This is a genomic window from bacterium, from assembly GCA_035295165.1.
GTDB lineage: Bacteria > Sysuimicrobiota > Sysuimicrobiia > Sysuimicrobiales > Segetimicrobiaceae > JAJPIA01.
This window is the reverse complement of record DATGJN010000116.1, coordinates 39,826-66,310: the sequence shown is the minus strand read 5'-3', so window position 1 is coordinate 66,310 and position 26,485 is coordinate 39,826. Positions and strand designations below refer to the sequence as shown.

Below are 26,485 nucleotides of genomic sequence, written 5' to 3'. Positions count from 1 at the left end.
ACGCAGCACCGGAGGTGGAGGGAATGCGCGCGGCCTGGATCCTCGGGGTGGTACTGGCGGTGACCTGCGTGCCGCTCGCGGCCGCGGTGGAGGATCCGCACGGGATCGGATACGACGGCCACGACTGGAAGAGGATGTCGGAGCCGGAGCGCTATGCGTACGTGTCAGGATTTCTCGCGGGGGCGATCGCCCAGGAGGCCATCGAACGGCACCAGGCCAAGCAGAGCGTCGCGATCGATTCGGTCGTCCAGGAGCTGCTTCGGACCCACGCGAGCACGTTCCCGTTCGGTGCCAACGCTTACACGAGCGACCTGAGCGACTACTACTTCTACACCAACAACCTCCCAACCAAAATCTACCGCGCCCTCATCGACGAAAACACCGAGATGAGGAAGGGACCGAAGTAACCTCGCGGGTCCCACGCAGATCGCCCCTAGACGCGATCGGTGACGAGCAGGCGATGCGTCACCGCGCTCAGCAGGCCCATGGCCGCCATCACGGCCGCCATGGGCACCGCGGTGCCGCTGTACGCCGCGCCGATGATCGTCCCGCCGAGCGCGCCCAGGCCGAACTGGAACGTCCCGGCGAGCGCGGACGCGGTGCCGGCGACGTGGCGGAACCTGGCGAGGGCGCCCGCCATCGCGTTGGCCCCGACGAAGCTGATCGACGCGACGAACGCGACGATCGGGAGGACCAGCCCGGGCAGCCCACCCCAGCCCGTCGCCGCGACGAGCAGCAGCACGCCGCCGGCGACCGCGACCATCGTCACCCCGTCGCGAAGGAGCCGGTCGGCTCCGTATCGCAGCACCAGGCGGCTGTTGACCGCGGCGCAGGCCATCATGCCGGCAATGTTGAGCGCGAACAGCAGTCCGTACCGCTGGGGTGTGACATGGTACAGCTCGATGAACACGAACGGCGAGCCGGCGAAGTAGGCGAACATCCCGCCGTAGGCCGCTCCGCTGCTGAGGGTATAGCCGACGTAGGCGGGGTCGCGCAGGAGCGCCGCGTACCGGGACAGCATCGCCGCGGCCGTCGCGTGTGTTCGCCTGGAGACGTCGAGCGTCTCCGGGACGCCCAACCAGGCGCCCACTAGGCACGCGCCGCCGAACGCGGCCTGCACTTCGAAGATCGATCTCCACCCAAAGGCGAGCAACAGCTGGCCGCCCACGAGCGGGGCGAGCAGGGGCGCCGCGCCCATGATCAGCATCATCAGCGACAGCATAGACGCGCCCCGGTCGCGCTCGTAGAGATCCCGGACCATCGCCCGCGCGAGCAGCGGTCCCGCGCCGCCGCTGAGGCCTTGAAGCAGCCGAAACGCAATCAGCGGTGTGACGCCCCAGGCAAACGCGCACAAGAGACTCGCGGCGACGTAGAAGCCGATGCCGACCACCATCGGCGGTTTTCGCCCCCACCGATCGGAGATCGGGCCGTACACGAGTTGTCCCACCCCGAACCCGACAAAGAACGCGCTCAGGGTCAGCTGCACGCTCCCCGGGGTGGCGCGCAGAGTGCCGGCGAGGGTCGGCATCGCCGGGAGGTACATGTCGATGGACATCGGGCCGAACGCCGTCAGTCCGCCCAGCAGCGCGGTGAACCACGCGCCGCCGGGACGGTTGCGGCTGAGAAGGCTATGCTCCTGCGACGTGGAGCCGATGGCGATGGGATCGGCGGGCGCCAGCGAATACTACCTCGTCTGTCGTTCGGGTGCCGTGTACTTCGAGCGGGCGCGCGCAAGTCCTGCGATCGCCGGCGGGGCGCGTCGCCGCGGGCGGGTCCCGTCGGACCGGATGCCGGCTAGGACGTCTTGAGCAGGCCCCGGTTGGCGACGAACGCGACTGCCTGGACGCGATTCCGGACGCGCAGCTTGCGGTAGACGGCCCGCAGGTGGGCCTTGATCGTGGTCTGCGACACGAACAATTTCTCGGCAATCTCCTTGTCGCCGAATCCGCGCCCCAGCTCCACGAGGACTTCGAGCTCGCGGCCGGTCAGCCGGTGCAGCACCGCCCATCCGGCTGCGCCGTTTGCGCTCCCGTCCATGTCGGCCAGCAACCGTCGAGCGAGGCGGGGATTGATCATCGTCGCGCCGCCGTGGACCGCGCGGACCGCGCGCATCAGGTTGAGCGCCGAGATATCGTAGTTGATGTACCCGGCGGCCCCGGCCCGGGCGGCCTTCTGAAGCAGCTCAACGTCGGCGTACACGGTGAACACGAGCACCTGCGTCTCGGGAAGCTGTTCCTTGATGGTCCGGATCAGAGGAGCTGCGTCGTCGTCCCGGTCGAACTTGATGTCCATCACCAACACGTCCGGGCGCAGCGTCGTGGCTCGCTCAAAGATCTCCGCGCTCGTCGTGGCTTCCCCGAGCACCTCGATGTCCGCGTCCTCGCGGAAGATCGCCTTGAGACCTTCGAGCACCACGGGTTGTGCGTTCGCGAGCAAGACGCGGACTGCCATCGGTGTCCCCTCCGTCGCGGTGCCGAGTGCGTGTGTGCTGCCGGGCCGTACCCGTCGCGCGCTCTAGGCCAGCAGGCCTCGCCGCACGCGGTCTCCTACGTCATCATAGTCCGGAAATCCGGTGCCCGCGACCTTTCACCGTCACTTGTTCGACCGTGCGTATTGGATCATTCGATCCACAATTCCTTCTTCGAACGAACGATGCCCCGAGGGGAGGTTTATGACTATTTATCGCAGCGGCCCCGGTATATTGGTGCGGGTCCATGGTCCTTGTGCCCGTTTGTGCGGGGTGGCGGCATGCCGGACGTGGTTCCGGCCGTTGTCCACATCGCGGGGATCAATTTCGACGAGGTCCGTAGCCGGGACATGGAGAGCCCACGGAACGATGCGACCGATCCCGTGATCGGTCGCGCCGAACAGGTGTCCGGAGACGCGCTGGCGTCGCCGGGGACGCCCGCGCAGTCCTGGACGATCGTGCTCGCGCTGTTTTCGATCACCGCGATGATCGAGACGATCGGCGTGAGCCAGATCGCCGCATTCCTTCCGCTCGACTTGCGGGCGATGGGGTTGCGTGCGGCCGAGATCCCACGCTGGGTCGGCCTCCTCAACGCCGTCGTATTCGTCTTTGGTCTCCCGATGGTACCGTTGTGGGGCGTGTTGGCAGACAAGTACAGCCGGAAGCTTGTCATCGCCCGCAGCGCGATCGTCGAGGCGGTCGTGTTCGGCCTGGTCGCGCTCAGCCGCCACCCGTGGCAGCTCGCGTGCAGCTTGTTGCTCGTGGGGTTTCAGCTCGGCAACACGGGCGTGATGCTCGCCACGATCCGGGACGTCACGCCGCGCGACCGCCTGGGGACCGCCGTCGCGGTGTTCGGCGCCACCTCCCCGGTGGGGTTCGCCGCCGGGCCGGCCTTGGGAGGGCTGCTCCTCGATCATCTGCACACGTCGATCGCCGCGGTCTACGGCGTCTCCTCGGTGCTCTCGGCGGGCAGCGCCGTGATGCTCGCGGTCTGGCTGCGCGAGGTTCGTCCGCCGAGAATTCCGACCGGGTCCGTGCTGACGCTCGCGCGAGGGGCGATGCGGGGAGTGTTCACCGACGGCGTGACGCGCCGCCTGTTCGCCTTATTCGGGTGCGCGCTCCTGGCCAGGCAGATGTCGTCGCCGTTCCTGCCTCTGGTCGTCGAGCGCGTCGGCGGGACCGCGGGAGGGCTCGCCAGCAACATCGCGCTGGTGATCGGCACGGCCGCGCTTGTCGGCGGAGCGGTCTCGCCCGTCGCTGGCGCGTTCGGCGACCGCGTGGGCTTTCGGACGGTGTTGATCGGCGCGCTCCTTGGGGCCGCGTTGATGTTCGCGGCGATCCCGCTCGCGCCGACCGTCTCCTGGCTCGCCGCTGCGAACGGCGCGGCGGCGGCATGCGGTGCAGCCGTGGCGGCGATGGTGTTCGGACTGCTGGCCGTCGAGGTGCCTCCGGAACGCCGGTCCGCCACGTTGAACCTCGTCTACCTGCCGCTCTATCTCGCGGGCATCGCCGGGCCGGCTGTGGGCGCGCTCATCGTCGCGCTCGGGCTCGGCCCCGTCTTCTACGCCGCGGCGCTCGCGGCCGGGGGAGGCGCCGTCCTTGAGGCGATCCGCCCGCTGAGGCGGCAGGTGGCGGGGCGGTCATGACCGTAAGAAGGTGCACATGTCCGAATCCGCCTTGGGGCCGCGGGGTCCGCTGTCGCCGCTGCAGTTCTTCCGGCGGGCGGCGGACGTGTACGGAAGCCGCACCGCCGTCGTGGACGGCGCCGCGCGGCTGACCTACCGGGAGTTCGCCGCGCGCTGCGCGCGCCTAGCCGAGGGGCTCCGCACCGTGGGGTTGCGACCCGGCGACCGTGTCGCGGTGCTCGCCCTCAACAGCCACCGCACGCTGGAGTGCTACTATAGTGTGCCGCTTGCCGGCGGCGTGCTCGTTCCGCTGAACACCCGGCTCCGGGTCGACGACTATCGCTACATCCTGTCGCATGCCGGTGTGCGGCTGCTGCTCGTCGATCCCGCCCTCGCGGACAGCGCCCGTGCCATCTCCGGGGCGATCGAGGACCGCGTCGTCGTCCTCCACGATCGGCCGCTCGACGGGGCGTCGTGGCCGTTCTCGGAACAGCTGATCGCCTCGGCGTCCCCGTCGGATCTCGCTCCCATCCTCGACCGCGCGGACGACGTCGACGAGGACGCGCCAATCACGATCAACTACACGAGCGGGACGACCGCTCATCCCAAGGGCGTGATCTTGACGCACCGCATCGCGGCGCTCAACGCGCTCGACGTGGTCATTCACGGCCGGGTAACGATGGACGACGTGTACCTACACACCTTGCCGATGTTCCACGTGAACGGGTGGGGAGGCGTCTGGGCGATCACGGCGGTCGGCGCCACGCACGTGTGCGTCCCCAGGGTGGAACCGGCGCAGATCGTCGAGTTGATCGACGCCCATGGGGTGACCGTCGCCTGCGCGGCGCCGACCGTGCTCGTCATGCTGGGCGGCGACGCGAGCACCGCGGGCTGGCGGCCCCGGCAACCGGTGCGGTGGTACGTTGGCGGCGCGCCGCCTCCGGCCGCGCTGATCCGGCGGATGGAGGAAGAGCTCGGGTTCGAAATCATCCACGTTTACGGGCTCACCGAGACCGGGCCGTGGCTCACCGTATGCGAGTGGCGGCGGGAGTGGGACGAGTTGCCGGTGGAGCGCCGGGCTGCGCTCAAGGCCCGGCAGGGCGTCCCGCAGATCCTCACCGGACGCGTCCGCGTGGTGCGGCCGGACCTCAGCGACGTCGATCGGGACGGCGTCGACGTCGGGGAGATCGTGGTGCGGGGACCGACGGTGACACCCGGTTACTACGAGGACGCCGCGGCGAGTCGCACCGCGTGGGCCGGCGGGTGGTTTCACACGGGGGACCTGGCCGTCGTCCATCCCGACGGGTACCTGCAGATCGTCGACCGACAGAAGGACCTCATCGTCAGTGGCGGGGAAAACATCTCCTCGGTCGAGGTCGAAAGCGCCCTGTACCAGCACCCGGCGGTGTTGGAGGTGGCCGTCGTGGCCGTGGCCGACGCGTACTGGGGTGAGGTGCCGAAGGCGGTTGTCGTGCTGAGGTCCGGCGCGCACGCAACCGGCGACGACCTGATTGCGTTCGCGCGGGAGCGGCTGGCCCGCTTCAAGGCGCCGAAGCTGCTTGAGATCGTCGATGCGCTTCCGAAGACGGCGACCGGCAAGATCCAGAAGTACGTGCTCAGAGCCGCGGCGCGCGCGTCGCATGACACGCCTCCGGCGGCGCGGTCGTGAGCCGCGAGGCGGTGGCGATGAGCCGCGCCGCGCACTTCGCCCACGGAGTGTGACCATGCCGCTGCGTTCCCCGGAGCAGTTTCTCGAGAGCCTGCGCGACGGCCGACGGGTCATCTATCGCGGGCGGCCGGTCGAGGACGTCACCGCGCACCCGCACCTCGGGCGCGGAGCACACCACGTGGCGGTGGACTTTCGGCTCGCGCACGAACGGCCGGCCGATCCGCTCCTCGTGGATCGGGACGAGCAGGGCCGCCCGACCAGCCGGTACTTCACGATTCCCCGCACCCCGGACGACCTCTTGCGGCGGCGGGACTTGATCGAGCATGTCACCCGGGAGGCGCGCTCGTTCGTACCGCTCATCAAGGAGATCGGGACCGACGCCCTGTTCGCCCTGATGATCGTCACCGCGAACATGGAGCGGGCGTTGGGGACGGCGTATCATGAGCGCGTACGGTCGTGCTACGCGCGCTACCGCGACCACGACACGGCGATGGCCGTTGCCCAAACCGACGCGAAGGGGGACCGCCTTCGGCGCCCGGCCGAGCAGCCGCGTCCCGACGTGTACGTGCGTCGGGTGGGCGAGAACGCGGACGGCATCATCGTCCGCGGGGCCAAGGCGCACACCACGAATGCCGTGTTCGCCAACGAGATCCTTGTCCTGCCGACCCGCGCCATGACGGAGGCGGACGCCGACTACGCCGTGGCGTTCGCCGTCCCCGCCAACGCCCCGGGGATCACGATGGTGGCGAGCCCGCGTGGGTTCGGCGCGACGAGCGCGTTCGACAATCCGCTCAGCAGCCGGTACAGCCTGACGGAATCGCTCACGGTGTTCGACGACGTGTTCGTCCCCTGGGAGCGAGTGTTCCTGTGCGGGGAGTGGCAGTACGCCGGCGCGATCGCGAAGACGTTCGTCGAGTTTCACCGGTTTACCGCGGTGTCGTACAAGACGCCGCTGCTGGAGCTCCTGCTCGGATCCGCCGCGCTCATCGCGGACTACCACGGGCTGCTCGGCGCCGCCCACGTCCGGGACAAGCTCGCCCGGCTGATCATGTATCTTCACACGGGGCGCGGCCTGACCACCGCGGCGGCGTCCGAGTGCCGGACGGTGGAGGGCATCGCGGTCCCGCACCCGGTCATGACGAACGCGGCCAAGTATCATTTCGCGCGCGGCTATCACGACGCCGTGCGCGACGTGCAGGATCTGGCGGGCGGTCTCGTGGTGACGGGGCCCGCGGAAGAGGACTGGGCGACGCCCGACGTCCGCGCGCTCATCGAGCCGTACCTCGGCGGCCGGGCCGGCGTGGGCGCGGAGGACCGTCTTCGCGTGACGAACCTGATCCGTGACCTGGTCGCGTCCGATCTGGGCGGCTACCTGGAGGTGCTCGCGATCCATGCGGAAGGGTCGCTCGAGGCCCAGAAGCTGACGGTGTTGATGGACTACGACCTCGAACCGCTCAAGCAGGCCGCGGCCCGCGCGGCTGGCGTGACGGCCCCGCGCTGAGCTCATGGCGCGCGTCCCCGAGCTGTTCTCGCTGCAGCACCGCGTCGCGATCGTGACCGGCGGGTCGCGCGGGCTCGGGCTGGAGATCGCCCGCGGGCTCGGGGAAGCCGGCGCGCGGATCGTGATCGTGGCGCGCCGGACGCAGTGGCTGGATGAGGCGTCGGCCGAGCTCGCGGCCGCTGGCATCGAGGTGCGCGCGCATGCGTGCGACGTCACGGTTCCCGGGGAGGCGGAACGGCTCGTCGGCGCCGCGGCGACGGCGTTCGGGGGTGTCGACATCCTCGTGAACAACGCCGGCGTGAGCTGGGGCGCGCCGTTCGAGGAGATGCCGCTCGACCGCTGGCGGCAGGTGTTCGAGACGAACGTCGTCGGCGTCTTTCTCGTGACGCGAGCCGCCCTTCCGGCGATGAAGTCCCGCGGGTACGGAAAAGTCATCAACATCGCGTCGGTGATGGGGCTGGTGGGCTTCGCCCCGGAGATCGTGAACGCGTCCGGGTACAGCGCGAGCAAGGGCGCGCTGATCGCGCTCACGCGCGATCTGGCCGTGAAGTACGGGCGGTTCGGCATCCGGGTGAACGCGCTCGCACCGAGTTTCTTCCTCACGCGCATGACCGAAGGGCTGCTCGCGCGCGGGGGCGTGGAGATCGTCGAGGCGACACCGTTGGGTCGGCTCGGCCACCCAGACGACATCAAGGGCGCCGCGGTCTTCCTGGCCTCGCCGGCGTCCGACTACATCACGGGGCAGGTGCTCAGCGTCGACGGAGGGCTGACGGCGACCTGACCGCACTGGGCGGTCCCGCCCCATCATGTGTCGCCCACCGCCGGTGCGGGTGGCTTGACCTCGACGAGGCGGAGCGCGCTCGCGGCGCGAACCCGGCTCCCACGGCGACCGGGAGCAGCGCACCGTCCGCCGCGCCCGTGGTGTGCGCGCCGGTGAGCTCGACGATCAAGGCCACCAGCGCCGCACCGGTCGTCTGACCCGCGAGACGCGCCGTCGAGATGGTTCCGCTCGCGTTGCCGCTTCGCTCACGGGGCACGTCGTTGATGATCGCGCGGTTGTGCCGTCGGGCCGCGCCGCGAGGGCGCGCGGAGGAGTTGCACAGGTGGGGGCGAAAGGCCTCGCAGGACGTCGGGACACGGGGTGCGGCGGTGCGGACGCGGAGTACGTGGCTGGGTTGGGTGCTGGTTGGGTGTTTGGCCGGGCTGCTCGTGGGTGGGCCCGTCGGTGTCGGGCGCGCGCAGGCGCCGGGATCCGCCGGGATGGTCCGAATCGGGTTGGACGTTGACGCGGGCACCGGCGACCCACGGTTCGCCTTGGACAGTTCGGCGTACCGGCTGGGCGAGCTCGTCTACGACGGCCTGGTCTATCTGAACAACCGCCAGGCGCCGGAGCCCTCGCTCGCCTCCAGCTGGGACACCCCGACGCCGACGACCTGGGTGTTTCACCTGCGGCGCGGGGTGACGTTTCACGACGGCCAGCCGTTCACCGCGGACGACGTCGTCTACACGTTTGAGACCATCCTCGACCCCAGCTCCAAAGCACCGTACCGGAGCCTGTACACGCCGATCACCAAGGTCGAGAAGGTGGACGCGTACACCGTGCGGATGACGACCAGCGCACCGTACGCGCCGCTCCTATCCTACCTCAACATCGGCATCGTGCCGAAGCATATCGGCGAGAAGAACGACGGATCGCTGGCGTCGCACCCTGTCGGCACGGGACCGTTCCGGTTCGTCTCGTGGGATCGCGGATCCAAGATCACCCTCGAGGCCAACGCGCGCTACTGGGGCGGCGCACCGAAGGTGCGGGGCCTGGTGATCAACATCGTGCCGGACAACTCCGCGCGCGCGGCGGCGGTGGAGGCCGGCGACCTGGACTTCATTCACTCGCCGCTATCGCCACAGGACGTCGCGCGTCTCCGGAAATCGAGCAACCTGATTGTGACGAAGATGACGGGGCTCGGTATCACCTATCTCAACATCAACACGTCCGTGTGGCCGCTCAGCGACGTGAAGGTGCGCCAGGCGCTGGCCTACCTCACGGACCGCCAGGCGATCGCGGCGGACATCTATCAAGGGATGGACCAGGCCGCGACGTCGCTGCTGACGCCGGGGCTGTGGGCGTACACGGGCAGCGTGCGCCAGCCCGAGTACAATCCGGCCAAGGCGCGCGCGCTCCTCCAGGAGGACGGGTTCACCCTGCAGGGCGGCGTGTACGAGAAGGACGGGAAGCCGTTGGCGATCGAGCTGTGGACCCACAGCGAGGACCCGAACCGTGTGCAGGCTGTGGAGTTCCTCCAGAACGCCTGGCAGAAGTACGGCTTCCGCGTGAAGGTGTCCACCAACGAGTGGCCGACATTCTCCAGCGCCGTCTACGCCTCCAAGCACCAGGTGGCGCTGCTGGGGTGGCTGAACATCGTCGATCCCGACCGGTTGATGTTCAACCAGTTCACCTCGAACGGCGGGCAGAATTGGGAGAAGTACTCGAACCCCACCGTGGACGCGCTGCTCCAGCGCGGCCGTACTACCCTCGATCGCGCGGCCCGCGCCAAGATCTATCAGCAGGCGGCGCAGATTCTCGCGAACGATCAGCCCTACGACGTGTTGCTCTACCAGGGGTACGTGGTGGTGCAGAGCGCGCAACTCCACGGATTCGTGCCCAATCCGAGCGGCAACCTCAAGACGCTGGACGCCGTCACCCTCGGTGGCCGATAGCGCGGCCGGCGGACGCCCGGCGCTGAACGGCTGACGGGGAGGACGATCGCGTCCGGAGGGACGGACTCGTCCCTCCCACACCCCGGGTATGCTGCGCTACGTGCTGCGACGGCTGGCCCAGATGGTCGTGGTGCTGTTTGGGATCTCGTTGCTCGTCTTCGGCCTGCTCCACCTCGTGCCCGGCGATCCGGCCGCCTTGTTGCTGGGCCAGCAGGCGACCGCCCAGGATATTGCGCGCCTCAGACACGTGATGGGCCTCGACCGCCCCGTCTGGTACCAGTTCGTGCAGTACGTGGCGCGCGCGGCGCGCGGCGACCTCGGCACGTCGATCTTCCTCGGCGGGCAGCGCGTTACGGTGTTGATCGGCGCGCATCTGCCCGCCACTGCGGAACTGGCGTTCGCGGCGATGGCCCTGGCGGTGGCGGTTGGGGTGCCGGTCGGGGTCCTGTGCGCGGTCCGGCAGTACTCCCTAATCGACGTCGTGAGCATGGCCGTGACGCAGATCGGCGTGTCGATGCCGGTGTTCTGGCTCGGCATGCTGTTCATCTTGTTGTTCTCCCTGCAACTCCGCTGGCTGCCGACGTTCGGCCGAGGGATGCCCCTCCCCGCGGCGTTCCTCGCCATGCTGGAAGGGAACGGCGCCCCGCTCGTCGACAGCCTGCGGCACTTGGCGATGCCGGCGATGACGCTGGCGCTGTCGGCGGTCGTGCTGATCACGCGCATGGTGCGCTCGGCGATGCTGGAGGTGCTTGGGCAGGACTACGTCCGCACGGCGCGGTCGAAAGGCCTGACCGCGCGGGCGGTGACCTACCGCCACGCGCTGCGCAACGCGGTGCTGCCGGTGATCACGATCGTGGGGCTGCAGGTCGGCGCGCTGCTAGGCGGCGCCGTGGTCACGGAGACGATCTTCGCGTGGCCGGGCCTGGGGCAGTTGCTGATCAACGCGATCAGCCAGCGGGATTTCCCCGTCGTCCAAGGCGCGACGCTGGTCATCGCCCTGGTGTTCTCCGTGATCAACTTGGCGGTCGACGTCGCGTACGCGTGGCTGGATCCCCGCATCCACTATGGGTAGCGAGGCACGGCGGCCATTTGCCGCACGCGTCGTGCGGAGCCGAGCGGCCCTGGTGGGCGGCGGGCTGGCGGTCCTGATCGGCCTGATCGCGGTGTTCGCCCCGTGGGTGACGCCGTACGACCCGTTCCAGATGGCGATGGCGCAACGGCTAGAACCTCCCAGCATCCCGCACCCGCTCGGCACGGACATGTTCGGGCGCGACCTGTGGGCGCGCATGGCGCTCGGCGCGCGCTACTCTCTGGTCGTGGCGTTCCTGGGCGTGGCGATCGCGTCGGTGATCGGCGTGTCCGTGGGGCTGCTCGCGGGCTATTATGGGGGATGGGTGGATACCATCGTCAGCCGGGTCGTCGACGTCTTTCTTGCATTCCCCGTCATCCTGCTCGCGCTTGCGCTGATCGCCGCCCTCGGACCCAGCCCCATCAACGCGATGATCGCGATCGGCCTGGTGTACTGGACGACGTACGCGCGGGTGGTGCGTGTGTCGGTGCTGGCGGTGCGCCACGAAGAGTATGTGCTGGCGGCGCACGCCGTGGGGGTGCCGGACGCGCGGATCCTGATCCGACACCTGCTTCCGAACGTGCTCGCGCCGGTGATCGTGCTCGCGACCCTCGGGATGGGAGGGGCGATCGTGATCGAGTCCACGCTGAGCTTTCTCGGGCTCGGCGTCCAGCCGCCCGCGCCGTCGTGGGGATGGTCGCTCGCGCTCGGAATGCGATACATGCGGCAGGCGCCGCACCTGGCGGTGGTCCCCGGCGTCGCCATCATGCTCACGGTGCTCGCCTTCAACCTGCTGGGCGACGGGGTCCGAGATCTCACGGACGCGAGGGGACGGACCCGCTGAGGGCTCGGCGGGTTGCCGAATCGCCCGCGACGCACGGAGTGACGCGACACGAAGACCCGCGCCGGGTCTTCGAGGCTCGAGGAGGAGGGGGATTATGGTCGGCACACGAACGACGTACACATCGGTCCCGGTCGTCACGCTGGCGAACGGTGGCGAGCTCCGCGTTCCGATCCACGAGGTGCGCGGGGTGGCGGGCGACGGGCCGACGCTCGGGCTCTCGGCGTGCCTCCACGGCGACGAGCAGGTCTCCACCGAGATCTTGTACCGGTTTCTCGAGGCGCTGGACCCGCGCGCGCTGAAGGGGCGGCTCCTCATCGTGCCGGTGGCCAACGGACTGGCGTACGAAGCGATCACGCGGCATACTCCGCTCGACATGCACAACCTCAACCGGGTGTTCCCCGGCGGCGGGGAAGGGTTTCTCACCCATCAACTCGCAGAGGTGTTGGTCGCGCATTTCCTGGACGCGCTCGACTACTACGTCGACCTCCACGCCGGCGGGGCGTACGGGACCGTGGACTACGTCTACATCACGAACGCCGAGGCGCTGTCGCGCGCGTTCGGGTCCGCGGTGCTGTTCCGGCCGCCCCAGGGCTACGGGTACGGAGGCTCCACGGCGCACTACATGACAGCCAAAGGGATCCCGTGCGTGACCGTGGAGCTCGGGGGCGGAGCGGTGGACCAGTCGGGGTATGTGCGGCGCGGCGTGGCTGGCATCGCAAACGTGATGCGGACGATCGGGATGCTGGCCGGGGACCCCACGCCCGCGCCGCGTCAGACGGTGCTGCGGACGCTCGTGACGCTGCGGCCGCGCGCTGGGGGCATGCTCCTCCCCGAAGCGACGGTGCTGCACGCCACGCTCGCCAAAGACACCGTGTTGGGGCGCATCGTGAGCCCGTACTCATTCGAGGAGCTCGACGTGTGCCGCGCGCCGTTCGAGCGAAGCCTCACGGTGCTGGTCCGGCCTTCGGTCTGCCGCGTGCAGCCGGGGGAGTTTGGGTACATGATCGGCGATCTCGCCACCGCGGAGTGACGGCCGCGGCCCCGCGGGGTTGAGCGGCTCGGCACCGGATGAGCCCGACGCCGGTGTGCGAAGTTCTTTCGGGCGAATCGAGAGGAGGCGCGACGCATGGGGTTGGTAGGGAACCGGGTTCGTCTGACACCCGCCAGGCCGCCACGCGATCTGGTGGAGCGATTTCTTGAGGCGAGCCCTCCGGATCTCGCCGATGCGATGAACAAGAGTGGAGCGATGCGCGACATCGCACCCGCGTATCTCCCGATCGCCCGATGCGTTGGCCCTGCGCTGACCGTCAAGATCCCCACCGGCAGCTCGATGATGATTCTGAAGGCGATGGAGCTGGCGCAACCCGGAGACGTGATCGTCATCGACGGGCGCGGCGCGCTCACCGCCAGCCTGTGGGGAGGGAACCGCAGTCTGTTTGCCGCGCAGAAGAAGGTCGCCGGCGTGGTCATCGACGGCGCGATGCGGGACGTCGCCGAAACGCGCGAACTCAACCTCCCGCTCTTTGCGCGGGCGATCTGTCCGATGGCCGGCACGACCGCGGGCCCCGGCGAAATCAACTACCCTGTTGCGTGCGGCGGGGTTGTGGTCGCGCCAGGCGACATTGTGGTCGCGGACGCGGAGGGGATCGCGGTCGTGCCGCTGGCCGACGCCGAGGATGTCCACCGCGCGTGGCGCAAGATCGTGGACCGGGAACGGGCCTGGCGAACAGATTCCGCGTCCGGCCGACAGGTGGGCGGGCTCGACGTCGATCGGTTATTGCGGGACGCTGGCACCGAGGTGGTTCCCTGACCCACGGCGGTTCCGCGACGACCGCCGCCGCCCGGGTCGAGGCCGCACGCCCGCCGTTTCGCCATCGAGGGTTCACGCTGCTGTGGACGGCGCGGATGATGTCGGTGATGGGCCTGCAGGTGCAGGCGATCGGCGTCGGATGGCTGATCTACGCGCTCACGGGGTCCGTGTTGCACCTCGGTTTGGTCGGTATGGCGCAGTTCGTGCCGACGGCCTGCCTCGCCCTGTTTACGGGGCGCGCCGCCGACCGCTGGGACCGACGCCGCATCCTCGTCGTGCGCTACAGCGCCGAATGTCTGTGTGCGTGCGTATTGCTCGTGCTGGTCGTGACGGGGACGGCCCCGGCCGCGACGATGCTGGGGACGCTGGTCGCGTTCGGCGCCGCCCGCGCGTTCGAAAACCCGGCGACCAATGCGCTGCTGCTGCTCGTCGTGCCGCGCCGGATCTTTGCGAACGCCGTCGCGGTGAACACGTCGGCGTTGCAGACGGCGACCATCGTCGGCCCCGCGCTCGGCGGCGTCGCGACCGTAGTGGCGGCGGCGCTGTGGGCGTGGTGGTTTCCCTCGCTGCGTCGCGTCGACCGACTGGATGCCCTCGACCGGCCGCGCGCTGACGCGTCGATCCGGCGGTCGAGCGGAGGAGTCATGCGACGTCCCGTGGAACGTGATGGCACGGATGAGCAATCGTCATAACGCCTCGAACGATCCCCGGGAGGCCACCGCCGAGCGGTTCTGTGATCGTTTCCGTGCGCCGGCCACGCGGTCGTGGCCGCCGGATGTCGCCGCCGCCGAGCGTGACGGGCGCAGGGCGCGCACACGATGCTTGACCTGATCGTCAAAAACGGCACGATCGTCAGCCCGGCCGCGAGCCACCGCGGGCACGTCCTCATCGACGATGGCAAGGTCCTCGAGATCCAGACCCGGGACGACTTGCCGCCGGCCGAGCGCGTCATCGACGCCACCGGCCTGCACGTACTTCCCGGGCTCATCGATCCTCACGTGCACTTCCGAGTGCCGGGCCTCGGCTACAAGGAGGACTTCGAGACGGGCTCGCGGGCGGCGGCGGCCGGCGGCATCACGACGGTCATCGATATGCCGAACGTCGTTCCGCCAACGGCCACGGTCGAGGCGTTTCACGCGAAGGCCCAGCACGTCCGCGGCGGAGCCTACGTGGACTACGGATTCTACGCCGTGCTGATCTCGGGGAACAGCGATCAGATTCTGCCGCTGGCCGACGCCGGGGTCGTCGGGTACAAGATCTTCCTCGGGGAGACCGTGGGCAACATCCCGGCGCCCGAGGACGGCGAGATCATCGATGCGTGGCGGATCATGGCGCAGACCGGCCTTCGCTGCGGCGTGCATGCCGAGGACAACGGCATCATCCTCTACCTGCGCAAGAAACTGCAGAACCAGGGACGCCGGGACCCCCTGGCCCATCTCGAGTCCCGCCCCGCTGTCGCGGAGGCCGAGGCGATCTCGCGCGCGATTCTGTTCGCGCGCGAAGCGGAGAGCAAGCTGATGATCTACCATATGAGCTCCGCGGAAGGCGTCGAGCTCGTCCGCCGGGGAAAAGCGAGCGGAGTGGACGTGATGGCGGAGACCGGTCCGCACTACCTTCTGCTGGAAGGGGAGGACATGGTGCGGAGGCAACTCGGCTCGCTGATGAAGATCAGCCCGCCGGTTCGGTCCAGGGAACACGCGGACGCGCTCTGGCGAGGTCTGCTCGACGGCACGATCGAGGTCTTGGGGACCGATCACTCCCCGCACACCCGGGAGGAGAAACTGGCCGATGCCCCCATGGGAGACATTTGGAAGGCGATGGCGGGATGGCCCGGCGTCGAGACCGCCGTGCCCCTCATGCTCACGCAGGTCAGCGCCGGCCTGTTGAGTCTCAACCACTACGTCAAGGTCCAGGCCGAGGGTGCCGCCCGCGCGTGGGGCCTCTGGCCGCGCAAGGGACATCTCGGTCGCGGGGCCGACGGCGATGTGACGATCGTGGATCTGCGCCGCGAAGGTACGATCGATCAGGAGACGCTGCACAGCAAGAGCAAGGTGACGCCGTTCCACGGATTCCGCGTCACCGGCATGCCCGTGTACACTATCGTACGCGGGCATGTCGTCATGGAGCGCGGACGAGTCTCTGGCCGGCCGATCGGCGAGCTGCAACGGCCCGTCGCTTAGCGCGCGGCCGATCACGACGCGCGGTGGCGTGCCCGCGGTCTCCGAACGGCGATTGGCCGGGGCTCCGAGGGCGCATGGGGTGCGCGGCGCGCGATCCGCAGTGGGGGGTGCCCGACGATGAAGCTTGAGAAGGAGATTTCGGTACCGGTCGCCCCCGACAAAGTCTGGGCCTTTCTGTGGGACGTCGAACGGGTCGCCCGTTGCTTGCCCGGGTGCCGAGACGTGCGCACGGTCGTGCCGCACGAGCGGTACGAGGCCGTCGTCGCGGAGCGGGTCGGCCCGTTCAAGGTGCAGTTTCCCCTCGAGATCCGCGTCGTGGAGGCGGAAGAGTCGCGCCGCCTGAAGGCAGAAGCGGTCGGCCGCGACGCCGCGATGGGTACCTCGCTCCGGGTGATGCTGGACTTGCACCTGGAGGGGGTGGGATCCGGCTCGCGGCTCGTTATTGTGTCCGACACGAGCCTGTCGGGGAAACTCGCGACGCTTGGGCACGGGATGATTCAGCAGCGGGCCGACGGGATCATGACGAAGTTTGCCGAGACGATGCAGCGCGAGCTGGAGGGCGCCGGCTAGGCCGGCGCGGCGGCGTGGTCGCGCCGGGTTCCCGGCCTCCGCGCGGCGTCGCGCGAGCAGTGGAGTCGCCGGCGCCCGATCGGTGATGTACAACCGGCTCGTGAAGCCCCTGCTCTTTCGCATGGATCCCGAGCGCAGCCACGATCTCGCGCTGGCCTCGCTGAGCCTTGCGGGGTGGGTGTGGGCCCGTACCGCCGCGCCGCCGGCCGTGGACCCGCGGCTCGCGGTCGAGGTGTGCGGGCTGCGGTTCGCATCCCCGGTGGGCCTCGCCGCGGGCTGCGACAAGGCCGGCCGCGCGCTGTGGGCGTGGCCCAGGCTCGGGTTCGGGTTCGTCGAGGTGGGGACCGTCACGCCTCGCCCTCAACCGGGCAACCCGCGGCCCCGGGTCTTCCGGCTGCCGGAGGATGACGCGCTGATCAACCGTCTCGGATTCAACTCCCCGGGGGCCGGGGTCGTGGCGGAGCGCATCGCGCGGGCGCGTCGCACGGGCGCGTACCCGATCCCGCTCGCGGTCAACATCGGCAAGAACAAGACGACGCCGCTCGAGCAGGCGGCGGACGACTACGTGGGCGCGTTGGACCGCCTGCATGCGCACGCGGATTTCATCGTCGTCAACCTCTCCTCGCCGAACACGCCGGGGCTGCGGGCGCTGCAGACGCGGGACGCCGCGGTGCCCCTTCTTGAAGCGCTCGCCGCCCGCAACCGCAGCCTCGGGGAGAAGCCGCTGTTCGTGAAGGTGGCGCCCGACATGGCCCCGGACGAGCTGGAGGCGATCGCGGATGCGATTCGCGGACGCGCCCACGGGCTGGTGGCGACGAACACCACGGTGCGTCGCGACGGGCTACACAGCCCGCGTGGACGCGAGTCCGGCGGCCTCAGCGGCGCGCCGGTACGGCGTCTCGCGACCGACGCGGTCCGCGTGCTCTTTCGCGCCACCGGCGGCCGGGTGCCGATCATCGGCGTCGGAGGGATCATGACCGCCGAGGACGCATACGAGAAGATCAAGGCGGGCGCGGCGCTCGTGGAGGGCTACACCGGCTTTGTGTACGGCGGCCCGGGGTGGCCGCATCGGGTCACTCGGGGACTCGTGCGGCTGCTTGAGCGCGACGGCCTGGGGACGCTTCGCGACGCCGTCGGCGTCGAGAACGGGTAGGCCCGCCCCCCCGGTGGCCGCCGCGCGTCCGTCTGACGTTACTCGTCGACGCCGCGGACGATCGCGGCAATCGTGTCGGCGAACTGGACCTGGCTGTCGTCCTCGGGTCGGTACCCGAGCGCGGCGCGGGCGTTGGCGAGGCTCCAGAATCGGTGGGTGTTGCCGCTGATGCCGTAGACGATCAGGAACGGGACGCCGTTCGCATCCGCGATGTTCTCGGCCTCGACCATCCGAATCACCTGCTGCACTTGGTCGCGGCGGGACAAGTACGCTCCCAGGGCACGGTGCATCCTTTTGATGTCTCCCGGTCGGACGTGCAGCACGTCGTCGTCCCGAGGTCCGCCGATCCGCCACTGCACGACCTCCAGCGCGCGTCCTCCCACATGCCCTGCGGCAAAGACGAAACCCAGCAGTTCGTACGACGCTTTGGACCAGCCGTACCAGTTATCCGATCGCGGCGGCATGTCGGGCGTGATCATGTCCAGCTTGTCCGCCCAGACCAAGCGCTCGTAGTAATCGGTCGCGTGGTTTGAGCTCGCGACGACCACGCGGCGGACGCCCTCCTCGAGCGCCGTCCGGTAGACGTTGTATGCGAGGGCCAGGTTTTGATGCTCGGCCCAAAACTTTCCCTCGGTGTTGTCGTTCCAGCCGGCGGGCTCCGAGGGCCGCACGAACGCGCAGTGGATCACGGCGTCCACGCCGCGGAAGTGCTGGCGGTACGCGTCGCGGTTTGGGTCGGTCAGATTCGCGAGGACCACCCCCGGCACGGGTGTGTCGTGACGGCTCGTGCTGCGCACGTCGATCGGGAGGACATCCCATCGCGCGCTGATCTCGGCGAACATGCGCTGGGCGATGTATCCGCACGCTCCGGTCAAGACGACGCGGCGCTTCGCCATGGCGGTGCTCCCTGTGAGGTGAGGAACGGCGTGGCCACGTTACAGGTTCGGATCCGTCACGTGATTCCCTCTCAATCACCGCGTCGGCCGCGTGCAGCGGGGCGGGGATGAAGCGCGCGACGACGCGTCGAAACTGTACCGTGGTGCGGCACTCGCGTTCGCCATGCGCGGCGGGTGCGGCAACTCGACGCGGAGGGTGGGAGGAGTCGTGACCACACGGTTGATCCTGTTCCGCAACGCTACGATCGTCGACGGGACGAGCCCGGATCGGCGTGAACGTCATCACGTTCTCGTCGAGGGCGGCACGATTCGGGAAGTGTCCGACCGTCCCATCACCGCCGCGTCCGCCGACGTGCTGGATCTGCGGGGCCGGACACTGATGCCCGGGCTGATCGACTGTCACGTCCACGTGATCGCATCGCTCGTGAACCTCAGTGTCGTGCTGTCCGAATCACTGATGACGCTCCGTGCGCTTCCGATCCTGCGCGGCATGCTCGAGCGCGGGTTCACGACCGTGCGGGATGCCGGCGGGGCCGACTATGGCCTGGCCCAGGCAATCGAGCAGGGGTTCGCCGTGGGACCGCGGCTGTTTGTGCCTGGGAAGGCGCTCAGCCAGACGGGGGGGCACGGGGATTCCCGAAGTCGGTTCGACGACGCTCCGGTGCACCCGCGCGGCCGGCCCGGAGGGCTCAACCGAATCGCCGACGGCGTGGAGGCCGTACGCTTGGCGGCGCGCGAAGAGTTGCGCGCCGGGGCGCACCAGGTGAAGGTGATGGCGTCCGGCGGGGTGGCGTCCCCGACCGACCCGATCGCGAACACGCAGTATTCTCGCGGCGAGCTCACCGCGGTCGTCGAGGAGGCGGAGGCCGCCCAGACATACGTGATGGCGCACGCGTACACCGCCAAGGCAATGCGCCGGGCCGTCGAGTGCGGGATCCGCACGATCGAGCATGGCAACCTCGTGGACGACGCGACGGCGAAGCTGATGGCCGAGCGGGGCGCGTACGCCGTGCCGACGCTCGTCACGTACGAGGCGCTGGCCGACGAGGGCGCGTCGCTCGGGCTCCCGCCCGACAGTGTGGCCAAAATCGCGGACGTCCGCGAATCGGGGCTTCGCTCGCTCGAGATCTTCCGCCGCGCGGGCGTCAAGATGGCGTATGGGACCGATCTGCTTGGCGAAATGCACCGGCACCAATCCTCTGAGTTCACGATCCGAAGCCGGGTGCTGTCTCCGTTCGAGGTGCTCAGGAGCGCGACGACGGTCGCGGCCGAAGTACTGCGCATGGAAGGGCGCCTCGGGATCGTGGCGCCCGGCGCGATCGCGGATCTGCTCGTCGTGGATGGGGATCCACTATCGGACCTCCGCGTGCTCCTCGACCAAGGCGCCCATCTTCAGATGATCATGAAGACCGGAACGTTCTACAAGAATCAGCTGGCGTCGTAGCACCGCGAAACACTCGAGAGGCGCTCCCGCAACCACGGTCTCGGGAGCGCCTCGAGCGTCGTCGGAGTCGTTACCTGGTCCGCCCGTTCTGGCAGGACTGATTCTGCGACCCTCCGCCGCAGTTCGATCCGCGCCCGCGGTTCTGCTGGCCTCCCGAGAATCTCCCGGAGTTGGGATTGGCGTACCGCGGTTGCGCCGGACCGTTGTTTCCGGGAATATACCGGGTGACCGGTTGGGACTGGAAGGTCCTCGGCGGCTGCTGGATCGTGGGTCGCGGATCGTTCTGCCCGCGGAACGCCGGCTGTGGTTGGTTGGCCGGGCCGCGGAACGTGGGTGCGCCCTGGTTGACCGGCTGGGACTGGAAAGTCCTCGGCGACTGCTGGATCGTGGGCCGCGGATGGTTCTGGCCGCGGAACGCCGGTTGCGGCTGGTTAGCCGGGCCGCGGAACGTAGGTGTGGCTTGGTTGACCGGCTGGGACTGGAAGGTCCTCGGCGACTGCTGGCCCGTGGACCGCAGATCGTTCCGCCCGTGGACCGCGGGCCCGGCGATCTGGCCGCTCACGTGAGAGGGGCCGTCCCAACGGGGATCGCCCTGCCGTATCGGGGCGCTAAAGGGCGCGCTCCCGTAGGTGCCCCGGTAGGGTTGGTACGCCGGATGGTAGTAGTGCGCACGATAGGGGCCGTAGTAGGGATACCGATAGAAATGACCGTCGTTGTCCCGGCTCACGAGGTAGACAAGGGTCCCGACGACGATCGTGCCCAGCACAAGGCCCACGATCGGCGCGGGGACCACGATCTCGGGGCACGACGGCGGATAATACCCGTAGTAGGCTCGGTAGTACGGACGGTAGTAGTAGTGGTAGTAGGAACCATAGTACGGGTATCGGTAGTAGCCGCCATCCGGGCCGTGGACAAGGAGATAGAGCAGGCCCGCCACGACGATCGTCCCCAGCACGACGCCCTCGATCGGCAACGGCGTCGGCTGGTACGCGATTGGGGCAGGCGGCGCGGACGGCGGCGTGGCGTACGCCTGACCGGACACGTCGACGCGCGTCGCCGCGAAGTCGCTTCCATTGGCGACGAGCCAGACGGTGATGGGCGCCCCGATGTACTGCTGCAGCGCACACAGCGGCACGCTCGACGAGTCGATCAGGATCGCCGTGTACGGTGCGACCGTGATGGTGTTCGACGTGTCGCCGTTGCTCAGCGTGATCGTCTGCGCGTCGCAGTCGACCGCCTCTATCGTCCCCTGTACCTGAATCGAGGACTGTGCCTGGCCGACACCGGCGAATCCGAGGAGCGGTACAAGCAGACCCAACAGCAGTGCGACGACGTTTCGCATCGTGCGCCCCCTCCCGTGCTCGTCCCCCCGGTCGCGGATGACGGTTGAGCGACACCGCGTCGCCTCCGTCTCACCTTTACCCTAGCAACCGTGGTTGAAGAACTCATGAAGAAGTGATGAAGGGGGCGGGCCGCAGCGCAGATTCATCAAAATGGTATCCGCGCCCGATCAACTGATCTGCGAGCGAGGGGGCGCGACGTGAGGTCGCACCCGCGCCCCGTCAGCGTCCGGCGAGCGGCCCGACGTGCCCGCGGGATGGGGGCGCGGCGCCTGCCGGTGTGGGTGGGGCGAGCGCGGCGTCGTTACTCCAGGCCCACGACGTTGCCGTGTTCGTCGACGTCCATGCGCTCGGCCGCGGGATGGGACGCGAGGCCGGGCATCGTACGCATGTCGCCGCAGATCGGGTAGATGAAGCCGGCGCCCACCGACGCGCGCACCTCGCGGACCGGCAGCGTCCAGCCGGTGGGTGCGCCCTTGAGCGCCGGGTCCGCCGAAAGCGAGAGGTGGGTCTTCGCGACGCAGATGGGCAGCCGCCCGAAGCCGTTGCGCTCGTAGCTGTCGAGTTGGCGGGTCGCGAGCGGCGAAAACGACACGGCCGCGGCGCCGTAGATCTTGGTCGCGATCGTCTCGATCTTCGTGCGCAGCGGCATCTCGTCCGGGTAGAGCAGCTGGAACTCGCTCGGCGTCCGCGTCGCCTCGAGGACCCGCTCGGCGAGCGCCACCGCACCCCGGCCGCCGTCTGCGAAGTGGGTGCACACCGCGACGGTCGCCCCCGCGACCTCGGCGATCTCGCGGATGACCGCGTGTTCCGTCGGGAAGTCCGCCGGAAAAGCATTGATCGCGACGACCGGCCGGACACCGTGGAGCCGCACATTCTCGATCTGCTTCCGCAGATTGGCGCCGCCGACGTGGACGTCGTCAGGGTTCTCCTTGAGCAGATCGGGCGGTAGGGGGCGGCCTGGCACGATGCGGTAGCGGCCGGAATGCGCCTTCAGCGACCGCACCGTCGCCACGATCACCGCCGCGTCGGGATGCAGCCCAGAGGTGCGGCACTTGATGTTGAAGAACTTCTCCGCCCCGATATCGGCCCCGAACCCCGCCTCGGTGATGAGGAAGTCGCCGCATCGCACGCCGATCAGGTCCGCGATGATGGACGAGTTGCCGTGGGCGATGTTGCCGAAGGGCCCGGCGTGCACCAGCACCGGTGTCTGCTCGAGCGTTTGCAGCAGGTTTGGCTTGATCGCCTCCCGCATGATGACCGTCATCGCGCCCGCCGCCGTCAGTTGCTCCGCTGTCACCGGCTCGCCGCCCCGGGTGTATGCGACCACCGTCTGGCCCAGGCGCCGCCGCAGGTCCCGCAGCGACGTCGCCAGGGCCAGGATCGCCATGACCTCGGACGCCGCGGTGATGTCGAACCCGGTCTGCCGGGGGATGCCATCCTCCTTGGCGCCGAGGCCGACGACGATGTTGCGGAGCGTCCGGTCGTTCACGTCGAGCACGCGCCGCCACGTGATGTTGGCGGGGTCGATGCCGAGCGCATTGCCGTGGAACAGATGGTTGTCGAGCATCGCCGCAAGCAAATTGTGCGCCGCTGTGACGGCGTGGAAATCGCCCGTCAGGTGGAGGTTGACGGTCTCGAACGGCACCACCTGGCTGTACCCGCCGCCTGCGGCCCCGCCCTTGATGCCAAACGTCGGGCCCATCGACGCTTGTCGCAACGCGATGGTCGCGCGTCTGCCGATCTGGGCGAAGGCCTGCCCGAGCCCGATCGTGGTCGTCGTCTTCCCCTCGCCGAGCGGGGTCGGGGTGATGCCCGTCACCACCACGTACTTCGCCCGCGGGCGGTCGGAGAGGCGTTCGATCGCCTCGAGCTTGATCTTGGCCGCGTACTGTCCGTAGGGCTCCAGCCACTCCGGGCGGAGCCCCATCATCTCTGCGATCTCACCGATGGGCTTGAGCCGAGCGCTGCGTGCGATCTCGAGAGCCGAAGGCGTCTGTGTGGTCATCACTCACTCCCGTCGGGGTGCGCGGTCCGGTGTCTGCCGTGCGCTATAGTAACATGTGGAACGGCACGGGGGCGCGCGAGGCCGATCGCGGCCGCGCGTCGCCGCCGACACCGCGCCGACTGCGCGCGCGGCGTCGGTCGCGCGGCAGGAATCGTGGCGCGCGGGTAGACGGGGGCCGGGGATGGGCGACCTTCGGGCGGAGAAGATGCAGCTGCGGGCGTCGATGCGAGCGCTTCGCGACGCGTTGTCCGCCGAGGAGCGGGCGCGGCTGTCCGATCGGATCGCCGCGCGACTGGGTGCCCTTCTGGATCGGCTGGCACCGCGCACGGTGATGGTGTTCTCGTCGTTCGGCTCCGAGGTATCGACACGGAGCATCATCGAGACGCTGCTCCAGGCCGGCCGGCGAGTCGCCCTGCCGGTGGTCGCCGGGCACGAAATGCGCGCGGCATCGTTCCGGCCCGGCGATCCGGTGCGGACGGCCCGCTACGGCGCCGCCGAACCCACCGCCGCAGCCGAAGTGCCGCCGGACGCGATCGACGTCGTCATCGTACCCGGCCTGGCGTTCGACCGGCGCGGATACCGCGTGGGATATGGGCGGGGGTACTACGATCGCTTCTTGGTTCGGACGCGGCCGGATACGTCGCGAATCGGCATCGCGTTCCACGCGCAGGTGGTGGACGCGGTGCCCCGCGGCGACGCCGACCAGCCGGTAGACGCGATCGTCACGGAACTGGAAGTCGTTTGCTGCCGGCCGCCGCGGCGGCCCGAGTAGCTCGCGGTCCCGGCCGCGCGCGGCGGGTGGCCTCGCCGAGGATCATCCCCTGCGCTGATTCTTGTGTTCGTACAGTCGAGCATCGGCCTTCGCGAGCAGCGTTTCCGTGTCCGCGCCATCGCGGGGATAGCCCGCCAGTCCCCAGGAGAGCGAGAGCGGCAACGGCATCACCCGCGGCCCGACGGTGACGGTGAGATCGCCGAGTTGCCGCAGCATGTCGGCCGCCTGCTCATCGTCCGTCTCAGGGAACAGGATCACGAACTCGTCGCCGCCAAACCGCGCGACGACGTCGACGGTTCGCAGCGACGCGCGGAGCGCGGCCCCGACCTGCGCGAGCACGGCGTCTCCCCGCATGTGCCCGAGGCTGTCGTTCAACCGTTTGAAGCCGTCGACGTCCACAACTGCGAGCATGAACGAGCGGCTAGTGTCGTGGTGCCGTCGCACGGCGCGTTCGCACTCCGTGAGAAACGCGCGCCGAGTCAGGAGTCCGGTCAGCGCATCCGTGACCGCCTGCTGCCGCACCTGTTCGTGCAGACGCGCGGCCTCGAAGGCGCCGCCAAGATACCGGGCCACGATCGCGAGCACGTCGAGGTCCACCTGCGTGAACCCGTCCACCTCCGTCCGGTGGGCGGCCACCATCCCGATCGCCCGCCCCTGGGCCACGAGCGGCGCGAAGATCCCCGAGCGGATGTTCTCGTACCGGCGCACCTGGCGCGCGTCGGCGTGCAGATCGGGCACGTACAGGGGGGCGTTCTGCTCCACCGCGGCCCAGCTGAGCCCGTGCCCGCGCGGGAGCCGCAATCCCTTGGTATCGCTGCGGAGCCCGGCCGCGCCGACGAGGACGAGCGTGTCAGGATTGTCCTCGTCGATCAGCCCGATCGTGCAGGACTCGAACCCGACTTCCTCCTTCAGCCCGTGCAGCACGCGGTCGATCAGATCCGACATCTGGAGGACCGCGGTGAACTCTGTCGCGAGGTGCGCCAGGAAGGCGAGCACCTTCGCCGGCTCGGCGTCGACCGGCCGTCTCGGCCGCCGCCGCGGGGAGGAGGCTTTCCGACGAGGTTGGCGTGTCACGCGGGGTCCCGATCGGCTCGAGCTGGCACCCGCCTACGAGGGCGACAGGCCATCGCGGCGGGCTCCACCTTGGACGATCAGCCGGACGCGCCGCAGCGACGTGATGTCTTCGTGCGGATTGCCGTCCACGCTGATGACGTCCGCGACCTTGCCGGGTTCCAGGCTTCCCACGTCGCCGTCCATCCCGATCGCTTCGGCCGCGCGGCGGGTCACCGCGAGCAGCGCGTCCTGCGGCGCGGCGCCCCACTCCACGACCTTCGCGGCCTCCCACCAGAGCAGACCGTGCATCGAGTCCGTCCCGAGCGCCCATTTGACGCCGCTGTCGAGCACGGCCCTGAAGTTTTCGCGCGACTTCTCGCGGGATTCCCGCAGCTTGGCCATGATCGAGGGGACGTGCGCGTCCCCCTTCTCGATGCCGTCCGGGTGCCCGGAGACCGCGTTGTTGGTGACGAGCCAGATCCCGCGGCGTCGCATCTCCGCGAGGTCCTGCGGCTCGCACAGCTTCCCGTGTTCGATCGTGTCCACCCCCGCCTCGATGCAGATCCGCACGCCCGGGCCGCCGTGGGCGTGGACCGCGACCGGCTTGGTGTTGCGGTGCGCCTCCTCGACCGCGACCTCGACCTCGTGGCGTGAATAAGCGTACCAGCGCGCCGTGGTGCCCTCGCTGGACACGCCGCCCGTCATGAACAGCTTGATCAGATCGGCGCCCATCGCCACGTTCTCGCGGATGTGCTTGCGAATCTCTTCGGGGCCGTCGGAGTAGGTGAGCGCCGCGCCGTGCCCGTTTCGGGCGGTGATCGGCCGGGTCGCGACGCGCAGCCGGGGTCCGGGCAACCGCTGCTGTGCAATCGCCGCCCGCAACTCCACGTCGATGAAGTGCTCTTCGCCGACGACCCGCATCGTCGTGACACCGGACAGCAGGTCGGCGCGGAGGTTTGGGACGGCGCGCAGCATCTGCCGGGCCGGCGGCTGCTTGAGCTGCCCGATCTGGTCGCCGAGGCCTGGGTTGATCGACGCGTGGGAGTGGGCGTCTACCAATCCCGGGAGCACGGTCTGGGTGCCGCAGTCGATCACGTCGACGCCGGCGGGCACGGGCACCGCGGCCTCGGGGCCGACCGCCGTGATCCGTTCCCCCTCGATGAGCACCACCCCGCGCTCGATGGCGGGTCGTCCGGTGCCGTCGATGATCCGCTGTGCTTTGATTGCGATGCCCACTCGGCTCACCTCTTTGCATGTTGCGTCACGTTGCCACGGACCACCGGGACGGAGTACAGGAGCGCGCGCGGACGCCGCGCGAGAGACGTTGTGCAGGGTGTGCGACATCGCCCGCCACTCGCCCGGATGGACC

The 26,485-nt window shown here is 69.3% G+C and carries 23 protein-coding genes; 16 read left to right on the top strand and 7 right to left on the bottom strand.

Going from position 1 to position 26,485, the window contains the following annotated elements; all coding sequences use genetic code 11:
* Positions 1 to 23 precede the first annotated feature (23 nt).
* On the top strand, positions 24 to 407 hold the full coding sequence (locus VKZ50_21000; protein ID HLJ62207.1) for a hypothetical protein: 384 nt from the start codon (positions 24 to 26) through the stop codon (positions 405 to 407).
* Positions 408 to 433: 26 nt separating this feature from the next.
* Here VKZ50_21000 and VKZ50_20995 read toward each other — a convergent pair whose 3' ends face one another.
* Both VKZ50_20995 and VKZ50_20990 read right to left on the bottom strand, forming a co-directional pair.
* Positions 434 to 1,582 carry a Bcr/CflA family multidrug efflux MFS transporter gene (locus VKZ50_20995; GenBank protein ID HLJ62206.1) on the bottom strand — a complete coding sequence of 383 codons (1,149 nt, stop codon included), beginning with the start codon at positions 1,580 to 1,582 and terminating at the stop codon, positions 434 to 436.
* 212 nt (positions 1,583 to 1,794) lie between these two features.
* Entirely contained in the window at positions 1,795 to 2,451 is a 657-nt protein-coding gene (locus VKZ50_20990; GenBank protein HLJ62205.1) for a response regulator transcription factor, read from the bottom strand.
* A gap of 297 nt (positions 2,452 to 2,748) precedes the next feature.
* Here VKZ50_20990 and VKZ50_20985 point away from each other — a divergent pair, with 297 nt between their 5' ends.
* From VKZ50_20985 to VKZ50_20925, 13 genes are all read left to right on the top strand, one after another.
* The gene (locus VKZ50_20985; GenBank protein HLJ62204.1) at positions 2,749 to 4,113 is read left to right on the top strand and encodes an MFS transporter; all 1,365 of its coding nucleotides are present in this window, start codon (positions 2,749 to 2,751) and stop codon (positions 4,111 to 4,113) included.
* A 16-nt stretch (positions 4,114 to 4,129) separates the two neighbouring features.
* Positions 4,130 to 5,761 carry a long-chain-fatty-acid--CoA ligase gene (locus tag VKZ50_20980; GenBank protein HLJ62203.1) on the top strand — a complete coding sequence of 544 codons (1,632 nt, stop codon included), beginning with the start codon at positions 4,130 to 4,132 and terminating at the stop codon, positions 5,759 to 5,761.
* A 55-nt stretch (positions 5,762 to 5,816) separates the two neighbouring features.
* Complete coding sequence (locus tag VKZ50_20975) at positions 5,817 to 7,262, top strand: 4-hydroxyphenylacetate 3-hydroxylase N-terminal domain-containing protein (GenBank protein ID HLJ62202.1); 1,446 nt, start codon at positions 5,817 to 5,819, stop codon at positions 7,260 to 7,262.
* A 4-nt stretch (positions 7,263 to 7,266) separates the two neighbouring features.
* Complete coding sequence (locus VKZ50_20970) at positions 7,267 to 8,043, top strand: SDR family oxidoreductase (protein ID HLJ62201.1); 777 nt, start codon at positions 7,267 to 7,269, stop codon at positions 8,041 to 8,043.
* A 368-nt stretch (positions 8,044 to 8,411) separates the two neighbouring features.
* Positions 8,412 to 9,977, top strand: coding sequence for an ABC transporter substrate-binding protein (locus tag VKZ50_20965; protein HLJ62200.1), 1,566 nt, complete (start codon positions 8,412 to 8,414; stop codon positions 9,975 to 9,977).
* Between the two features lie 100 nt (positions 9,978 to 10,077).
* Entirely contained in the window at positions 10,078 to 11,049 is a 972-nt protein-coding gene (locus VKZ50_20960) for an ABC transporter permease (GenBank protein ID HLJ62199.1), read from the top strand.
* Positions 11,042 to 11,890, top strand: coding sequence for a nickel transporter permease (gene nikC, locus VKZ50_20955; GenBank protein HLJ62198.1), 849 nt, complete (start codon positions 11,042 to 11,044; stop codon positions 11,888 to 11,890). Before VKZ50_20960 ends, nikC begins: the two co-directional genes overlap by 8 nt.
* Positions 11,891 to 11,984: 94 nt before the next feature.
* A complete protein-coding gene (locus VKZ50_20950; protein HLJ62197.1) occupies positions 11,985 to 12,920 on the top strand; it encodes a M14 family metallopeptidase in 936 nt (311 codons plus the stop codon).
* A gap of 96 nt (positions 12,921 to 13,016) precedes the next feature.
* Complete coding sequence (locus VKZ50_20945) at positions 13,017 to 13,700, top strand: RraA family protein (protein ID HLJ62196.1); 684 nt, start codon at positions 13,017 to 13,019, stop codon at positions 13,698 to 13,700.
* A complete protein-coding gene (locus VKZ50_20940) occupies positions 13,610 to 14,392 on the top strand; it encodes an MFS transporter (protein ID HLJ62195.1) in 783 nt (260 codons plus the stop codon). Before VKZ50_20945 ends, VKZ50_20940 begins: the two co-directional genes overlap by 91 nt.
* A 126-nt stretch (positions 14,393 to 14,518) precedes the next feature.
* Positions 14,519 to 15,880 (top strand): allantoinase AllB, encoded by a 1,362-nt coding sequence (allB, locus tag VKZ50_20935; GenBank protein HLJ62194.1) that lies wholly within the window; start codon positions 14,519 to 14,521, stop codon positions 15,878 to 15,880.
* 117 nt (positions 15,881 to 15,997) lie between these two features.
* Positions 15,998 to 16,450 (top strand): SRPBCC domain-containing protein, encoded by a 453-nt coding sequence (locus tag VKZ50_20930; protein HLJ62193.1) that lies wholly within the window; start codon positions 15,998 to 16,000, stop codon positions 16,448 to 16,450.
* A gap of 85 nt (positions 16,451 to 16,535) precedes the next feature.
* Positions 16,536 to 17,603: a quinone-dependent dihydroorotate dehydrogenase gene (locus tag VKZ50_20925; protein HLJ62192.1), complete on the top strand. Its 1,068-nt coding sequence runs from the start codon at positions 16,536 to 16,538 to the stop codon at positions 17,601 to 17,603.
* 38 nt (positions 17,604 to 17,641) lie between these two features.
* On the opposite strand, the gene VKZ50_20920 is transcribed toward VKZ50_20925, so the two are convergent.
* Positions 17,642 to 18,499, bottom strand: coding sequence for an NAD(P)-dependent oxidoreductase (locus VKZ50_20920; GenBank protein HLJ62191.1), 858 nt, complete (start codon positions 18,497 to 18,499; stop codon positions 17,642 to 17,644).
* Positions 18,500 to 18,707: 208 nt separating this feature from the next.
* On the opposite strand from VKZ50_20920, the gene VKZ50_20915 reads away from it, so the two are divergent.
* A complete protein-coding gene (locus VKZ50_20915; GenBank protein HLJ62190.1) occupies positions 18,708 to 19,943 on the top strand; it encodes an amidohydrolase family protein in 1,236 nt (411 codons plus the stop codon).
* A 70-nt stretch (positions 19,944 to 20,013) separates the two neighbouring features.
* On the opposite strand, the gene VKZ50_20910 is transcribed toward VKZ50_20915, so the two are convergent.
* On the bottom strand, positions 20,014 to 21,285 hold the full coding sequence (locus tag VKZ50_20910; protein ID HLJ62189.1) for a hypothetical protein: 1,272 nt from the start codon (positions 21,283 to 21,285) through the stop codon (positions 20,014 to 20,016).
* 302 nt (positions 21,286 to 21,587) lie between these two features.
* Positions 21,588 to 23,291: a formate--tetrahydrofolate ligase gene (locus tag VKZ50_20905; protein ID HLJ62188.1), complete on the bottom strand. Its 1,704-nt coding sequence runs from the start codon at positions 23,289 to 23,291 to the stop codon at positions 21,588 to 21,590.
* Positions 23,292 to 23,472: 181 nt separating this feature from the next.
* Between VKZ50_20905 and VKZ50_20900 the strand changes: the two genes are divergently transcribed.
* Positions 23,473 to 24,063, top strand: coding sequence for a 5-formyltetrahydrofolate cyclo-ligase (locus tag VKZ50_20900; GenBank protein ID HLJ62187.1), 591 nt, complete (start codon positions 23,473 to 23,475; stop codon positions 24,061 to 24,063).
* A gap of 42 nt (positions 24,064 to 24,105) precedes the next feature.
* Here the strand turns inward: VKZ50_20900 and VKZ50_20895 are convergent, their stop codons facing one another.
* Together VKZ50_20895 and VKZ50_20890 are read right to left on the bottom strand one after the other, a co-directional pair.
* Positions 24,106 to 25,059 carry a sensor domain-containing diguanylate cyclase gene (locus tag VKZ50_20895; GenBank protein HLJ62186.1) on the bottom strand — a complete coding sequence of 318 codons (954 nt, stop codon included), beginning with the start codon at positions 25,057 to 25,059 and terminating at the stop codon, positions 24,106 to 24,108.
* Positions 25,060 to 25,170: 111 nt separating this feature from the next.
* Positions 25,171 to 26,352 (bottom strand): amidohydrolase family protein, encoded by a 1,182-nt coding sequence (locus VKZ50_20890; GenBank protein ID HLJ62185.1) that lies wholly within the window; start codon positions 26,350 to 26,352, stop codon positions 25,171 to 25,173.
* Positions 26,353 to 26,485 lie beyond the last annotated feature (133 nt).

Bases quoted from the DNA above. Each gene is read 5' to 3' on its own strand.
- VKZ50_20930 (HLJ62193.1), top strand. From the start codon at position 15,998: ATGAAGCTTGAGAAGGAGATTTCGGTACCGGTCGCCCCCGACAAAGTC.
- VKZ50_20920 (HLJ62191.1), bottom strand. From the start codon at position 18,499: ATGGCGAAGCGCCGCGTCGTCTTGACCGGAGCGTGCGGATACATCGCC.
- nikC (HLJ62198.1), top strand. From the start codon at position 11,042: ATGGGTAGCGAGGCACGGCGGCCATTTGCCGCACGCGTCGTGCGGAGC.
- VKZ50_20985 (HLJ62204.1), top strand. From the start codon at position 2,749: ATGCCGGACGTGGTTCCGGCCGTTGTCCACATCGCGGGGATCAATTTC.
- VKZ50_20990 (HLJ62205.1), bottom strand. From the start codon at position 2,451: ATGGCAGTCCGCGTCTTGCTCGCGAACGCACAACCCGTGGTGCTCGAA.
- VKZ50_20980 (HLJ62203.1), top strand. From the start codon at position 4,130: ATGTCCGAATCCGCCTTGGGGCCGCGGGGTCCGCTGTCGCCGCTGCAG.
- VKZ50_20910 (HLJ62189.1), bottom strand. From the start codon at position 21,285: ATGCGAAACGTCGTCGCACTGCTGTTGGGTCTGCTTGTACCGCTCCTC.
- VKZ50_20975 (HLJ62202.1), top strand. From the start codon at position 5,817: ATGCCGCTGCGTTCCCCGGAGCAGTTTCTCGAGAGCCTGCGCGACGGC.
- allB (HLJ62194.1), top strand. From the start codon at position 14,519: ATGCTTGACCTGATCGTCAAAAACGGCACGATCGTCAGCCCGGCCGCG.
- VKZ50_21000 (HLJ62207.1), top strand. From the start codon at position 24: ATGCGCGCGGCCTGGATCCTCGGGGTGGTACTGGCGGTGACCTGCGTG.
- VKZ50_20950 (HLJ62197.1), top strand. From the start codon at position 11,985: ATGGTCGGCACACGAACGACGTACACATCGGTCCCGGTCGTCACGCTG.
- VKZ50_20925 (HLJ62192.1), top strand. From the start codon at position 16,536: ATGTACAACCGGCTCGTGAAGCCCCTGCTCTTTCGCATGGATCCCGAG.
- VKZ50_20970 (HLJ62201.1), top strand. From the start codon at position 7,267: ATGGCGCGCGTCCCCGAGCTGTTCTCGCTGCAGCACCGCGTCGCGATC.
- VKZ50_20900 (HLJ62187.1), top strand. From the start codon at position 23,473: ATGGGCGACCTTCGGGCGGAGAAGATGCAGCTGCGGGCGTCGATGCGA.
- VKZ50_20945 (HLJ62196.1), top strand. From the start codon at position 13,017: ATGGGGTTGGTAGGGAACCGGGTTCGTCTGACACCCGCCAGGCCGCCA.
- VKZ50_20905 (HLJ62188.1), bottom strand. From the start codon at position 23,291: ATGACCACACAGACGCCTTCGGCTCTCGAGATCGCACGCAGCGCTCGG.